The sequence below is a fragment of the Campylobacter sp. BCW_6873 genome (assembly GCF_001762365.1).
Taxonomy (GTDB): Bacteria; Campylobacterota; Campylobacteria; order Campylobacterales; family Campylobacteraceae; genus Campylobacter_D; species Campylobacter_D jejuni.
Window position 1 is genome coordinate 54,738 of sequence record NZ_MJWS01000075.1, and the last position, 12,986, is coordinate 67,723.

Annotated in this window: 14 protein-coding genes and 1 pseudogene; 4 read left to right on the top strand and 11 right to left on the bottom strand. The window is 30.1% G+C overall.

Annotation, left to right across the window (positions count from 1 at the left end):
- Positions 1–135: 135 nt before the first annotated feature.
- The 3 genes and pseudogenes from AJ932_RS06010 to AJ932_RS06020 form a co-directional block, all read left to right on the top strand.
- A pseudogene (locus tag AJ932_RS06010) lies at positions 136–636 on the top strand (dihydrodipicolinate synthase family protein); the annotation flags it as partial.
- Between the two features lie 189 nt (positions 637–825).
- Complete coding sequence (locus AJ932_RS06015) at positions 826–1,875, top strand: DNA cytosine methyltransferase (protein WP_002875392.1); 1,050 nt, start codon at positions 826–828, stop codon at positions 1,873–1,875.
- On the top strand, positions 1,868–3,898 hold the full coding sequence (locus tag AJ932_RS06020) for an ATP-binding protein (protein WP_070278935.1): 2,031 nt from the start codon (positions 1,868–1,870) through the stop codon (positions 3,896–3,898). The genes AJ932_RS06015 and AJ932_RS06020 overlap by 8 nt, the downstream gene beginning before the upstream one ends.
- Positions 3,899–3,963: 65 nt before the next feature.
- Here the strand turns inward: AJ932_RS06020 and AJ932_RS06025 are convergent, their stop codons facing one another.
- The 4 genes from AJ932_RS06025 to AJ932_RS06040 are packed head-to-tail and all read right to left on the bottom strand — an operon-like array spanning position 3,964 to position 7,450.
- Positions 3,964–4,932, bottom strand: coding sequence for a phage late control D family protein (locus AJ932_RS06025; protein WP_002870152.1), 969 nt, complete (start codon positions 4,930–4,932; stop codon positions 3,964–3,966).
- Positions 4,926–5,117 (bottom strand): tail protein X, encoded by a 192-nt coding sequence (locus tag AJ932_RS06030; protein WP_002789964.1) that lies wholly within the window; start codon positions 5,115–5,117, stop codon positions 4,926–4,928. Before AJ932_RS06030 ends, AJ932_RS06025 begins: the two co-directional genes overlap by 7 nt.
- Positions 5,110–5,484: a phage tail protein gene (locus AJ932_RS06035; RefSeq protein ID WP_002870151.1), complete on the bottom strand. Its 375-nt coding sequence runs from the start codon at positions 5,482–5,484 to the stop codon at positions 5,110–5,112. Before AJ932_RS06035 ends, AJ932_RS06030 begins: the two co-directional genes overlap by 8 nt.
- 1 nt (position 5,485) lies before the next feature.
- On the bottom strand, positions 5,486–7,450 hold the full coding sequence (locus AJ932_RS06040; RefSeq protein ID WP_070278932.1) for a phage tail tape measure protein: 1,965 nt from the start codon (positions 7,448–7,450) through the stop codon (positions 5,486–5,488).
- Between the two features lie 29 nt (positions 7,451–7,479).
- On the opposite strand from AJ932_RS06040, the gene AJ932_RS06045 reads away from it, so the two are divergent.
- Positions 7,480–7,710 carry a hypothetical protein gene (locus AJ932_RS06045; RefSeq protein ID WP_002870149.1) on the top strand — a complete coding sequence of 77 codons (231 nt, stop codon included), beginning with the start codon at positions 7,480–7,482 and terminating at the stop codon, positions 7,708–7,710.
- Between the two features lie 107 nt (positions 7,711–7,817).
- Here AJ932_RS06045 and AJ932_RS06050 read toward each other — a convergent pair whose 3' ends face one another.
- From AJ932_RS06050 to AJ932_RS06080, 7 genes are all read right to left on the bottom strand, one after another.
- Positions 7,818–8,054 (bottom strand): phage tail assembly protein, encoded by a 237-nt coding sequence (locus tag AJ932_RS06050; RefSeq protein ID WP_002789979.1) that lies wholly within the window; start codon positions 8,052–8,054, stop codon positions 7,818–7,820.
- A 10-nt stretch (positions 8,055–8,064) separates the two neighbouring features.
- The gene (locus AJ932_RS06055) at positions 8,065–8,580 is read right to left on the bottom strand and encodes a phage major tail tube protein (RefSeq protein WP_002865794.1); all 516 of its coding nucleotides are present in this window, start codon (positions 8,578–8,580) and stop codon (positions 8,065–8,067) included.
- A gap of 122 nt (positions 8,581–8,702) precedes the next feature.
- Positions 8,703–9,893 carry a phage tail sheath family protein gene (locus AJ932_RS06060; RefSeq protein WP_070278930.1) on the bottom strand — a complete coding sequence of 397 codons (1,191 nt, stop codon included), beginning with the start codon at positions 9,891–9,893 and terminating at the stop codon, positions 8,703–8,705.
- A 10-nt stretch (positions 9,894–9,903) separates the two neighbouring features.
- A complete protein-coding gene (locus tag AJ932_RS06065; RefSeq protein ID WP_070278928.1) occupies positions 9,904–10,917 on the bottom strand; it encodes a hypothetical protein in 1,014 nt (337 codons plus the stop codon).
- A 99-nt stretch (positions 10,918–11,016) separates the two neighbouring features.
- Positions 11,017–11,388, bottom strand: coding sequence for a DUF1353 domain-containing protein (locus AJ932_RS06070; RefSeq protein ID WP_002922150.1), 372 nt, complete (start codon positions 11,386–11,388; stop codon positions 11,017–11,019).
- Positions 11,385–11,891, bottom strand: a complete 507-nt coding sequence (locus tag AJ932_RS06075; protein ID WP_070278926.1) for a DUF4376 domain-containing protein — start codon at positions 11,889–11,891, stop codon at positions 11,385–11,387. Before AJ932_RS06075 ends, AJ932_RS06070 begins: the two co-directional genes overlap by 4 nt.
- Positions 11,888–12,952, bottom strand: a complete 1,065-nt coding sequence (locus AJ932_RS06080; protein ID WP_070276114.1) for a phage tail protein — start codon at positions 12,950–12,952, stop codon at positions 11,888–11,890. Before AJ932_RS06080 ends, AJ932_RS06075 begins: the two co-directional genes overlap by 4 nt.
- Positions 12,953–12,986: the final 34 nt, after the last annotated feature.

A 12,986-nucleotide genomic window follows, 5' to 3' on the forward strand; every position in this document is an offset into this window, starting at 1 on the left:
TTTTTTTGTAAAAATTGGCAGTTAATAAGAATAAAATACGAATTTTACCAAGCTAACAGCTTGATTTTTTTACAAATATTTTGTTATATTTTTTGTATATAAATATATTTTTGTATATACGAAAAGAAAATAAAAATGGGAATTTTAAAAGGAACTTTACCGGCTTTGCTTACTCCATATAAAGATGATGGAAGTATTAATGAAAAAGAATTTATTCATTATTGTGAATTTGGTATTTCTAAAGGCTTGAACGGATTGTTTTGTAATGGAAGTGCAGGAGATTCTCAAGCTTTGAGTGTGGAAGAGCAAGTTAAACTAATGAAACTCACAAAAGAAGCTGCAAAAAATAATGTGCCTATTATCACAGGTATTGCTTCAACAATTTATCAAAATACTTTTACTTTGGCGCAAAAAGCTCATGAATTAGATCTTGATGCTTTGTTGCTTGCTATGCCTTATTATTATAAATTAAGCGAAGATGCACTTTTTGAGTATGTAAAAGATCTATCTTCTAAAGTGAAACTTCCCTTGTATGTTTATAATATACCTCTTTTTGCACCAGCACTTAGTTTGAAATTTATAGAAAAGGTTTCAAAGCTTGATAATGTTGTGGGTATAAAAGATAGTAGTGGGGATGTATAAAACCGCTTTTCAAATCAAAGTCATTTGATACTTAAAATCAAAGTATTGTTTTTTGAATTTGATTTCTAATGCAAAAAATATCATTAATGTTGTCTAAGGTGTTATTAAACATTTAGCTAAAAGTCTTTTAAGCATCTTATATAAAAATTAATTGTATAATTTAAAAAAGAGATAAAGTGTTTTATGAAAGAAAGTAAAGTAATTGATTTATTTTGTGGTGTTGGTGGATTAAGCTGTGGTTTAAAACAAGCTGGCTTTGAAATAATAGCAGGATATGATTTGGATAAAACTTGCAAATATGCTTATGAAAAAAATATAAAAGCACAGTTTATAGAAAAAAATATAAAAAATATTTCTTCAAATGAGATCCAAGAATATTTTGGTGATACAAAATATAAGATTCTAGTAGGATGTGCTCCATGTCAAACATTTTCCAAATACACCAAAGGCAAAAATAATGAAAATGATGAGAAATGGACTTTACTTAATGAATTTCTTAGATTAATAATTGAAATAAAACCTGAAATTATTAGTATGGAAAATGTGCCTGATTTGGAAAAATATCCGATATTTAAAAATTTTATTAGTACTTTAAAAAAACATGGTTATTTTATTGATTATAAAATTATATTTTGTCCAGAATATGGCATGCCTCAAAATAGAAAAAGATTAGTTTTATTGGGATCTAAAATTAAAGAAATACACATTATAAATAAAACACACCACAAAGAAAATTACAAGACAGTAAGAGATGCAATAGGCTTTCTACCTAAGATTAAATCAGGAGAACAATCTAAAACAGATCCATTACACATAGCTAAACCTTTATCAGGATTAAATTTAGAAAGAATTAAAGCTACTCCTAAAAATGGAGGTAGTTGGAAAGATTGGCCTGAGCATTTAATACTTAAATGCCATAAAAAAGAATCTGGTAAAAATTTTGGTAGTGTATATGGAAGAATGAAATGGGAAGAACCTTCTCCTACAATGACTACTTTTTGCACGAGTTTAGGAAATGGTAGATTTGGACATCCTGAACAAAATCGTGCAATAAGTTTAAGAGAGGCAAGTTTATTGCAAACATTTCCTTTAGATTATGATTTTATTGATAATGAAGTTGGAATTAAAACATCTGTTATCTCAAGACATATAGGAAATGCTGTTCCTCCAAGACTTGGGGAAATAATAGGAATAAGCATTAAAAAACATCTGATAGGAGAAGCGTATGGCTAATACAATTGAATTTTCTATAGCAAATAAAGCTGTAAATCATTTAGGAAGAAAACTGTATAATAGCAATCCTCCAGCAATAGCAGAACTAATAGCAAATTCTTATGATGCTTATGCAACACAGGTAGATATAGTTCTTAATAAAACCTTTCTTGTAGTAGCCGACAATGGGAAAGGTTTAAATGTTGATGAGCTGCAAAAAAAATATGCAAAAATAGGAAGAAACAAGGATAAGGAAAATCCTATCAATAATCTTAAAGAAAGACTTCCAATGGGGCAAAAAGGAATTGGAAAACTAGCTGCTTTTAGTTTGGGAGATATGTATACCGTATATACAAAAAGTATTAATTCTGATAAGTGGATTACTTTTACATTAAAATATGAAGAACTTTTAAGTGAAGAAAATACTCATAATGTTGTCTATCAAGAAATTGAAAATTTACCGACTGAATTTAGTCAATATAACTCTAATCAATCTGGAATGATTGTCAAAATAGAACATTTAAGAAGAAGGGTGATAACTTCAACTACGGATAATTTAAAAATTCATTTATCTAGAAGATTTTATATTGCATCTAGCAAAGATAACTTTAAAGTTAAAATTAACGATGATGAAGTTAGTTTAGAGTCGCACATATATTATGGTAGCATAGAATTATTGGTTTATTTTGGATATAGCACAGAAGAGATTAATGAATTATTTCCCAATGTTGATGCATCTAAAAAAATCCTTTATAATAGAGAACAAGATATTATTAAATACTTTAATGAAAATAAAATAAAAGGATGGATGGGAGGTGTTGCAGAGCTTAAAAAAATTCAAACTAAAAATTTTGACTTTAACAATGTAATCGTATTCATTAATAAAAAAATTGCTGATGAAAATATTTTTAAAGAAAGTGCTAATGCAAGAATTGCTAGTCAATATTTAGTAGGAGAAGTTCATGCAGATTTTTTTTATTCTGAAAATGACTCTCCAATTACATCAAGCAGACAAGGTTTAGATATTTCTGATGAATATGTAAGCGAATTTATTGACAATTTAAAAGACGTAAGAAATGTTTTTGTAAATAAATGGCAAGAAATTAGAACCAAAGATTCAATTAGTTATATTCCAGAGGACATTAAAAACAATGAAAGTTATCAAAATTGGCTTAAATCTTTAGATGATAGAAAATTAAACATACATAAAAAATTTTTACACATTATGATCCAAGGAATTGATGAACAAGATAAAGAAGATGAAGAAATTTACCATAAAAATATCAAACAAATGATAAGTTCAATTGTTCATACTATCAATAACGTTGATATCCAAGAACTAGAAAATAGCTTAAATAGAAACAATAATTCATTTACAGAATTATTAAATACTCTAATGTCTAAAATTGCAAACTCTGATCACTTAAAGGTTTATGAAATAGCAAAAAATAGAATTTTGGCAATCAAAAAACTTCAAGAATTAATGAATGAGAATAATACTCCAGAGAAATTTTTTGAAGATCACTTGTATGAACATCCTTGGTTAATTAATCCTTATTGGAGTAAAAAATTAAATAATCAAGAATCGTTTAATATAGTACGTCAAAAGTACTATAGGGAAATTGATAAAGAAGGTGAAATACATAGAAATTTTATTGATATTTTAATCAGTATAGCCGAAGAACAATATCCCATTATAGTTGAATTGAAAAAAAATACTGCCACGGGATATGCAAAAGTTAAATATACAGATATTTACAATCAAATTGACAAATATAGAATAGCACTAATACAAAATTTGTCAGACAATATTAAGTCGATAAATAAAGAAGATATTAAAGCATATTTTATTATTTCAGAAGACGCTGGAATAAAGGGAAGTGGAAATTCTATTGAAATATCAGAAAAAGAAATCATTTCTCTTGAAGAAACATTCAATATCAAGATATTAAAATACAATCAAATTATTGACAATGCACTATGTATTTATGAAGAATTTATCAAGATAATAGAAAGTGAAAAAAATATCCCTTGTTTTAATTAATTCAATATAAATAGATTTGATTAGTTTGCTAGTTTTTAGAAAAAGGAAGGCTTTAGTCTTCCTTATTACCCTTCAAAATTAACACTTATAGTATATCCACTCAAAGAAAAGTCATGTTTTACATCTTTAATACTAAAAATAACCTTTTCATCAATGCCTTTTATTTCTAAATTCGCTCCTGCTTTGATATTTTTCCCTATCATGCTAAAACTTCCTTCAAAAGAGCCTTTATTTAAAGCATTAAGCTTAGCATTTGCCAAGTTTAGTGCCTCACTATCATTCTTTACTCCAGCAATCTTTAGCTCATAAACACAACCCTTATCATTGCCACTTAAAACGCTTTTAACAATGCCTTGTTCTATATCTTGGTAAGTTAGTTTAACGCCTGTATAATCATTGCGATTTTTAATGCTGATATTTAAATCACTAAGTTCGCTTATATCTAAAGTATATTTAATGCCACCCTCTTGTTTTCCACCACCCTTTACACCCTCTTGTGCTGCCTCTTTTTGCTCTATGATGATAAGAGTTTGTTCTTTTATGCAAGCTAAAAAGCCATATTTTGCACAAAGAGTATAAATAAACTCAATATCGCTTACATTGTTTTGAAGTTCATGTTTGATATAAGCTTTGTTTGCATTATTTGTTTTTGCTTTTAAATTATTTTCCCCAGCAATTTTTAAAGCAATATCTGCAAGATTGGTATTTTCCCAAGTCCTTGATTTTTTGTTTTTAATATTGCTAGCAAAATTAATCGCAGTAGCTTTAATATCTGTTGTTTTAGAGCTATAATTTTTACTAAAACTATTAATGCTAAAAGTACCACATTTAAAAAGTTTTTCATCAAATCCAAGCCAAAGTTCTAACTTATCGCCAAAAGGAGCTCTTGCATAAAGTCCATTTAAACTGATGCTTATCTCATCACTTTCATCCTTGGCCTTATCATCAAAGCTTAGATTAATAAGATTAAGACTTATCTTTTGTGTAATATCTTTATCATTTGCTTTTATCTTAAAGCTAGGATGATTTACCATAAAGTTTCTTCCTTGTTTTCTTGAATTTCAATATTAGGTAAAATCACTTTATCTCCTGTTTTTAAAAGAGGCTCTAATTTTGGATTGGCTAATAAAACTTGATCAAAATACAAAAGCGTTCCATAATGCCTATAAACCACACTATCAAGCCTTTCATTGTTTTTTGCAATGTAAATCTCACTCATCAAAATCCCTTTGTAAATTAAGTTCAAAATTTTGTGTTAAAAAGCCACTGCCTTCTAAAAAAGCACTTTGTTTTTCGCTGATACTTAAAATCGCAAATTTTCCAAAATAAACTCCACTGGCACTACACATTGCATAGCTTTTATTTTGAGAAGCCATTTGCTTTAAAGTATCTAAATAAGTGTTTTTATCTTTACTAAGCGGTAAAGTTTTGCCACTTATTTTAATACTTTCATTTGCTTTAGCAACGCTGATTAAAGCATTATGATTATTAATACGTTCAATGCTTCTAATGCCGTATTCATAATTTTTTTCAAGCTCATCTACATTTAAAGCTTCAAACTCAAACTCACCTAAACAAAATATCATTTTAACCCCAAATTGTTGTCTGCACTTTTTTATCTGCATTTTTATTTAATGCACTTAAAACACTATTTTCAACTTCTTTTGCGAAAGCTTTTAAATCAAACACTCCATTATTTGAACTTATATTAAAAGTTCCATTAATATTTACATTGATTTCATTTTTTTTAGAAATATCACTTCTTTTGGATAAAGCGGCAATTTCAGCTTGTCTTGCTTCATGCTTTGGAGCGCCTGATCTTACTATACCATGATGGGTTCTAGAATTATCATTTTGTAAATTTTGATATTTTTCTCCATCAACTTTTTTATCATTATCACTAAAACCAAAAAAAGAGGCCACGCTTTTAGCTATATCTTTAATCTTTGCAAATGCTTTGCTTAACCATTCAAACTTAGAAGCAAACCAATTAAATAAACCACCCCATAAAGAGCTAAAAAACTCGCCAAATCCGCTAAAAACGGAACTAATTTTATCTATAAATCCAATGAAAAAGGTTTTAACTTTATCCCAGTTCATGATAACAAGTGTTGCAATGGCGGCAATTGACATTAAAACAAGCCCTATAGGGTTGGTTAAAAAAGCGATTTTTAATATATTAAAAGCAGTTCTTATAGCATTAAGCGTAAAAGCAAATTGCGCTCCTGCAATTTTTGCAACCAAAAATCCTACTTTTAAAGCACTAAGGGCCACACTAGCTATAGTTAAAGAAACTACTAAGGTACCTATAACTTTACTTAAATTTGGAAAAGCATCAATAATCTCTCTAATAAAGTTAATCAAAGATGAGATACTATCCATGACAAAGCTTAAAGCAGGTGCTAAAGTTTCGCCTATGCTTGCACTAAGATTTGCCATACTGGCACTAAGTTTTGCAAAGCTTGTGTTAGTGGAGTCTCCTAACTTTTTAAATTCATTATTTAAAGCACCCATTTTTGTATTTTTTAAAGATTTTAAAGCTTGTTCATACTTATCTGTATTGTCGACTAAATTTTGCATCATGCCTGCAGCACCCGTCCCAAAAACTGAATTTAAAAAATCAGTCATCTCATCTTTTGGTAAGGTTTTTATCTGATTTAAAAGTACTTTAACCGCACCACTTGCATCTTGTTTAAAATAAGCGCTTAGTTGTTCTGTACTAAGCCCCAAGCTTAAAAACTTGGTTTTCATATCATCACTTGCATTATTTAAATTACTCATAACGCTAGTCATTGCTTTAAAAGTTCCAATCGCTTCGCCTTCATCTTTAGTCGCACTTGCAAAAGCAGCACTTAAAGCTGCCGCACCCTCTGCACTCATACCAATAAGCTTTGCATCGCCTCCTACTTCATTCATTATCTTAGCAACACTTGAAGCACTTACATTGCTTGCTTTAGCTACACCAATTATCTTATCTCCAAGATTTTGCATATCTTTGGTATTTAATTTATAAATATTAGAAAGCTTACTCATGAAATTAATACTTTCTTCATTATTTAATTTAAAGACTTTGCTATACTTAGCACCAAGTTCGCTAAATTTTAAAAGCTCACTTTCGCTTTTTATCCCAAGCCTTGCTCCTGCTTCACCCAATTTAGTAAGCTCATTAACATTCATTCCTATATTAGAACTTAGTTTTAAAAAGTTTTTTCGTAAAAGATTTAAACTTTCATTATTTGTATTTAAAAAGGCGTTTATATTATTCATATCATCTTCAAGATTAGCACTGATTTTTACAGGCACACCGATAGCTAAAGCACTTGCACCTTTAGCCATAAGCTCACCTTTTAAAGCACTAAACTCTTCACCTATTGCTTTAATCTTTGCCTTGGATTTTTCTAATGCATCAATACTTTTATTTAAGGCTTTTACACTTTTATTGCTTTGATCCAAATTAGCACTAAACTTTTTTAAAGCTTCAGTGTTTTTAGCAAATTCTTTAAAGCCTTTAAAGGCTAAAGATATACCAAAGCTAAGTCCTAAATCTTGCATATTTTTCCTTTTTATTGTAAAATCTATTTATGAAAAAAATAGACAATGCTTTTAATGCTAAAATCATCTTTTTAAAAAACTTTAAAATCGTTTTTAAAGCCTTTTTAACACTCGGTATTTTTGTCGCTTTTATGCTTTCTTTTTTAAGTGATGATTATTTAGCAGGTTTTGTTAATATCACTTCATTTTTTGTGCTTTTTTCTTTAATACTTTATATTGCAACCTTTATCTATTGTTTTTTTAAGCTTAAACACTCTTAGCGATTTTTAAACTGATATCTAAAAATTCAAGATAATCTTTTATGTTTAAACTCATAATTTCACTATAAGAAAAATGCAAATAATGAGCTATTAACGCAATAGCTTCATTATTCAGTGCTCCCACTGGGAGTTTGGTAATTGTTTAATTCATTGCTTAAAAGAGTAATGTCTTCAAGACTTAAATTATCAAGCTCTTCTAAACTCATATTAGTACATTCTCCTATCATATAAAAAGCTCTCGAACCTTCGCCTTTTTGCATATCCATAGAACGACGCAACATCCCAGCTGTTGGGGGATTAAATTTAACTTCATTTCCATTTGATAATTTGATTATTTTTGACATAATTTTCTCCTTATAGACTTAAATTTGCTTTTACTTTTGCCATTTTATCAATGCCATTAAATTCTAGAATAAGATTTTTTATATCAGCTAAAAATAGTCTTTTGCCATCCATTGTGATTTTTATAAAATGCACATTGATTTTTATTTCACTTGTAAATTCGCCACCTGCTACAATAGAAGGGGGAGTCATAGATGTAAATTCTCCATTTAACTCCACTACAAAAGGCACTTGTTTTCCTGATCCGCTTTGATGAATACTTGCTTTAAAAACAAGTGGGATTTTTGTTTTAGAAAAAGTATTTACTCCAAAAGCTTCAAAAGCTTGTTCTCCCATCTCACTAATTTTAAAAGAGCATTCCATTGCTTTAAATACACCCGTGCCATAATTTGCACTCAGCGCTCCTTTGCTTTCTAATACTTCTTGTTCTATAATAGGCAAAGTAATATCTCTTGCTACCCCAGCATAACCATACCCATCTATAAAACAATTTGCTTGTTCAATTACTTGAGGTACTTTATTAAACATGTTATTCTCCTTCTTTTAACTTCGCGGTGGAAGTAAATTCCACCTTGCAACAAGGGATTTCATCCCCTTGACCCCTCTCTTGTGCTTTACACTCTTTTTAAGAAAGCCCCAAAAGCCACCTTTTACTCTGCACTAATAGTTTTAATCAAATCACTCGCCCATTCATCAGAGTAGATGAACTCTAAAGTGATTTGTTTAACGATTGGATTATTCATCATTTTTATATTTAGATAAAACTTACCAGCACTCACATTGGCATCTGTGTTTCTTTCTTCATCCCAGCTTACCTCATAGCCAATTAAAACCTTAGCTCCTTTTAAATCTCTTAGCAATTCTTCAATGCTGATTTTTATAAAATATAATTCACTTGCTTTTTTATCAATAGCCTTAAAAGCTGCTTTTTGTCCTGCTAGGGCTATACGATCAAAAGTTCTTACACGGGCTAAATCTTGCCAAATCGTATCTTCATGGCTAGTTTCCCCACCCCAAGAGCGATAACCTTCACTTAAAATACAAGTTGAAATGTGAGCGTTTCTTAGTCTTTCTGCATCACAATCAAAGCCATTGATAAACTCTATAAAATACTCTGTGCCAGTAACCCCATTCATCACTCTATTTGAGTAAGAATCACTAAAGCCATATTCTTTATCTCCATCTGTATGAGCTATTAAACCTGCGATGATAGGAGATTGTGGAACATAAGCGTATTTTCCTTGTGTATTTAAGATTTGAACCTGTGGCCAAGTGGCAATTAATCTTTTAGAGCTAAAAGCCTCCATTGTATTAATAGCTTCGCCAACATTTGTAGCGTAAAGATCCACAATAGCTGTGATATTCATAGAACTTGCCACACTTTCAAGCTTAGCCTTTACTCCTGCTTCATGTGAGTAATAAGGAGCAATGATTAAATCAGGGCTAAAACCTGTTTTATGCTTTGCTTTTTTAAAAGCTTCTATGGCATTAACAATATTGATTAAAGTGTTTTCACTTTCCTCGCTTTCTTCAAAAAAGCTGATAATTATGACATTAGAAACATTTTGTAAATTGATACATTCTAAAGTATCTAAAAGTCTAAAATCTTGTAAGTTATTTTCTTTGATTAAATCGTTTACAAATTCTTTTGCTTTACTTACATTTGAAAAGGCAAAGATTGGAAAGCTATCCACGCTTTCATAACCAGCCTTTGTGTAAATCATTTCTTTACTTGCACCTTTTATAGCCCCAGCAATACCAATAGGCGTATCACTTTGCACTTTAATAGGACTTGCTGCACCATTACTGATATTAAAATTAACTCCATAATTTGCTGTCATTATTCACTCCTTATTTCTTTACATTTTTTGTATTTTTTGTTTTTTTAGGATTTAAATTAAGCTCTTTTTTCATAACAATTTGATCTTGTTTAGAAATTTCAAATAAAAAAGCATAATCTCCATAAGTATCAGAACTAGCTTCTAACTTTTCAACATTAAAATCTTCACTTTGAATTTCTTGCTCACCTATAAAAATGGATTTTTTTACTCTTACATTAGTAATTTCTGTTTGACCATAATATCTATTACCTCTAGCAAAAAGCTTATTAGGCATTGGTGTATTTTCAAGTTCTATGCTTACCTCTCTACTTCCTGAACTAGACCATAAGCAACACTCATCAGCGCCACCATTATATTTTTTAAACACATGGGCGATTTTGTGATAGGTTTCTTGATAAATACCACTTGTCTTAATCGTTCCTAAAATTTGGTTTTCTCCTGCAATAGGATTAGAATCTATAGTAAAATCGCTTCTATTAAGACCATTACCATCTTTGGTCATAGTAAATTTTGCGTTTTCATACTCATCTTGAACTTTATTTGGAGTAGCAAAACCATTTTCAAAACCAAGTCTTAAATCACTCATACAACCCCCATATTGTCCACCTGTTGTAGTATTATCAAATGTAATGATGATTTTTTCTTTAGGGATAATATCATTGCTACCATCTCCTAGTAAATCAACCCAGCTTGTAAAATCATTATCATTAGCAGTGCAAATAAATAATTGCTTTTTACTTTCTACAACCGCCCAAATTTCTCCTACTTTAGCTTGTGTATTGTAGTTAGGTGGGGTTTTTGATATTTTTATGTTTGTATTTTGGAAATTTTGATCTTGTAAAATTTCCTCAATGAGACTTTTAAGCTCCTCTTTATTAACAAGCTCTTCTTTAAAAAGCTTTAGTTTTTTATCTATAAGCTCATTAACTTTTTGAGCATTAAGCTTATCACTAACTATAGGTTCACTTGGCTCTTTTGAGCCTTGATTAATATCTGGAATAAAAGAAATTCCATAATCTTTCATTTTAACTCCTTTTTATGCTTTCACTTTGTGCGAATAAAATCCGCCCAAAGTCGCTTTTGCTAAAGCCCCCGTCCCACTGCGTGGGTAGCTCACCTTTTTTTATTTTCCTTTTATCAAGCATTTTATTGCATGATAAAGATTGCAAGAATGATAAAATACAAAGATTTTAAACTTAGAACATCCAAGCAAAGTCATAGCTTCTTTTAATGCTAAATCAGCTGTCCTATAATCAGTTCTTGAATTTGCTTTTTCGCATAAAAAATCATGAACCACACAAGCGCTAAAATACTCACTTTTAAAAGGTGGAAACAAAGACCAAAAAAGGCGTGGGATACTTGCTCCATCCGTTTTAAAGCCTTGTGGTACAATGCCTTTATAATTTGGCAAAGAAAAAGCATAATCACTAATTACTTCAAATCTGTCTTTATCATAGGGCTTTACACAAACCCTTTTTAATTCTGCTTTAGTCATTTTTCACTCTCCCAAACAATTAAATCAAGTTCTTCTTTGCTTTGTGCATTTCTAGCTTTTTCTTTTAAAGCACTTGCTTTAAAAATAGTCTCTTGCACAAAATAAGCCATGCTACTTGCAAAAAGTTTAAACTCATCTACGCTAAATCTTGTAGTTGTATTATCAAGCGCAATCCAATCAATATAAGGAATTAAATTAGGATTAACAAGAGCATTGGTTACTGCTCCATTAATTCTTAACTGATCTTCATTAGAACTTTGATAGATTTTACCTTTAAAAGAAAATCCACCATTTAGAATATTTTCTTTTTTTGTATTAATCTCGTTGATTTTTAACTCTTTTGCCTCGTTTAAAAGCTCTTCTTCGCTTTTAGGAGGACTTGTTAAAGCATTAAGCTCTTCTTCGCTAATAGGCGTTAAACCTGTTTTAATTTGCTCATCGCTCACTTCATCCTCATAAGCATAAATTTGATTATTATCGTTTTTGTCTATAAAATATTTCATATATGGCTCCTATTAAGATTTAAAAGACGTGCTTCTACCAACACATTTGTTGGGTTAGCTAAAGTAAAAATTGAGTAAATATCATTAGGTTTTAATATTAATGTAATTTGAGAATTTGGTCTAAGTGTAGTAATTTTTTTATTGTTTACAATCACATCTACATCTGCTTCCACCCTCAATAGTATAGTATGTATAGTAACAGGAATTGTAAGCCCTGTTGTATTTGTATAATTGACTCTGCTTCTCATATCATGAGCCTTAGTTAAAGGATCTCCATCAAGATAAACACCAAAACCTATCAATGATAATAATTCTATATTATTCAATAAAGCTAGACTAGGAATTTTTTCTTTTAAAGCATCCACTAATTGTTTTGCTACGCCTATGTTTTCTTTTTTATTGATTAAAGCTATTAATTCATCTCTTAATTGTGCATCTAAAGAAGCGGCAGTTCCTGTATTTTCCTTTTTATTGATGAGCTTTGTTAATTCTGTTTTTAAAGCTTTATCCAAATTAGCCGCTACACCCTTGTCTTCCTTGGTGTTAATCAAAGCTTTTAATTCTTCTTTCAAGGTTTCAATTTTGAGTTCAAGCTCAATTTTAATAGCATCCACATAATCACGACTTGCCATGATTACACTAGGATCTAGTTTTAAAATAACTTCCTCTGCATTAGAAAGCTCCATGACAATTTTTATCATAAGCTCTTTAGCACTGCCTTCTTTTAAGATAGGTTTATAAGTGCGTGGGACATTTCCAACTGCAAGCAAATCTCCTGCTTCATCATAAATGCCTACTGCATTAACTTCAAATCCCCCTACATCGCTTGGCACATGACACATTAAATTCACATAGTTTGGATTGCTTTCATCCACACTTTTGCTACTAATATTAGCTTCATATACAATCTCTTCTAAGCTTTGCATTTCTTCACTGGGCAAAATAACTTTTGAACTTAATTTAAAGCTTTTTAAATTGATACCATTTCCACTTGCTCTTGCGGCAATAAATTTAGCAATGCCAATTTTTGTTAGTATGGTATAGTATTCACTTTTTGCCATTAATACACTCCTTTTTGACTTCGCGGTTGAAATG

What these genes read in the sequence shown, in the direction of transcription:
- AJ932_RS06015 (WP_002875392.1), top strand. Translation starts at nt 826, where the DNA reads ATGAAAGAAAGTAAAGTAATTGATTTATTTTGTGGTGTTGGTGGATTA.
- AJ932_RS06020 (WP_070278935.1), top strand. Translation starts at nt 1,868, where the DNA reads ATGGCTAATACAATTGAATTTTCTATAGCAAATAAAGCTGTAAATCAT.
- AJ932_RS06025 (WP_002870152.1), bottom strand. Translation starts at nt 4,932, where the DNA reads ATGGTAAATCATCCTAGCTTTAAGATAAAAGCAAATGATAAAGATATT.
- AJ932_RS06030 (WP_002789964.1), bottom strand. Translation starts at nt 5,117, where the DNA reads ATGAGTGAGATTTACATTGCAAAAAACAATGAAAGGCTTGATAGTGTG.
- AJ932_RS06035 (WP_002870151.1), bottom strand. Translation starts at nt 5,484, where the DNA reads ATGATATTTTGTTTAGGTGAGTTTGAGTTTGAAGCTTTAAATGTAGAT.
- AJ932_RS06040 (WP_070278932.1), bottom strand. Translation starts at nt 7,450, where the DNA reads ATGCAAGATTTAGGACTTAGCTTTGGTATATCTTTAGCCTTTAAAGGC.
- AJ932_RS06045 (WP_002870149.1), top strand. Translation starts at nt 7,480, where the DNA reads ATGAAAAAAATAGACAATGCTTTTAATGCTAAAATCATCTTTTTAAAA.
- AJ932_RS06050 (WP_002789979.1), bottom strand. Translation starts at nt 8,054, where the DNA reads ATGTCAAAAATAATCAAATTATCAAATGGAAATGAAGTTAAATTTAAT.
- AJ932_RS06055 (WP_002865794.1), bottom strand. Translation starts at nt 8,580, where the DNA reads ATGTTTAATAAAGTACCTCAAGTAATTGAACAAGCAAATTGTTTTATA.
- AJ932_RS06060 (WP_070278930.1), bottom strand. Translation starts at nt 9,893, where the DNA reads ATGACAGCAAATTATGGAGTTAATTTTAATATCAGTAATGGTGCAGCA.
- AJ932_RS06065 (WP_070278928.1), bottom strand. Translation starts at nt 10,917, where the DNA reads ATGAAAGATTATGGAATTTCTTTTATTCCAGATATTAATCAAGGCTCA.
- AJ932_RS06070 (WP_002922150.1), bottom strand. Translation starts at nt 11,388, where the DNA reads ATGACTAAAGCAGAATTAAAAAGGGTTTGTGTAAAGCCCTATGATAAA.
- AJ932_RS06075 (WP_070278926.1), bottom strand. Translation starts at nt 11,891, where the DNA reads ATGAAATATTTTATAGACAAAAACGATAATAATCAAATTTATGCTTAT.
- AJ932_RS06080 (WP_070276114.1), bottom strand. Translation starts at nt 12,952, where the DNA reads ATGGCAAAAAGTGAATACTATACCATACTAACAAAAATTGGCATTGCT.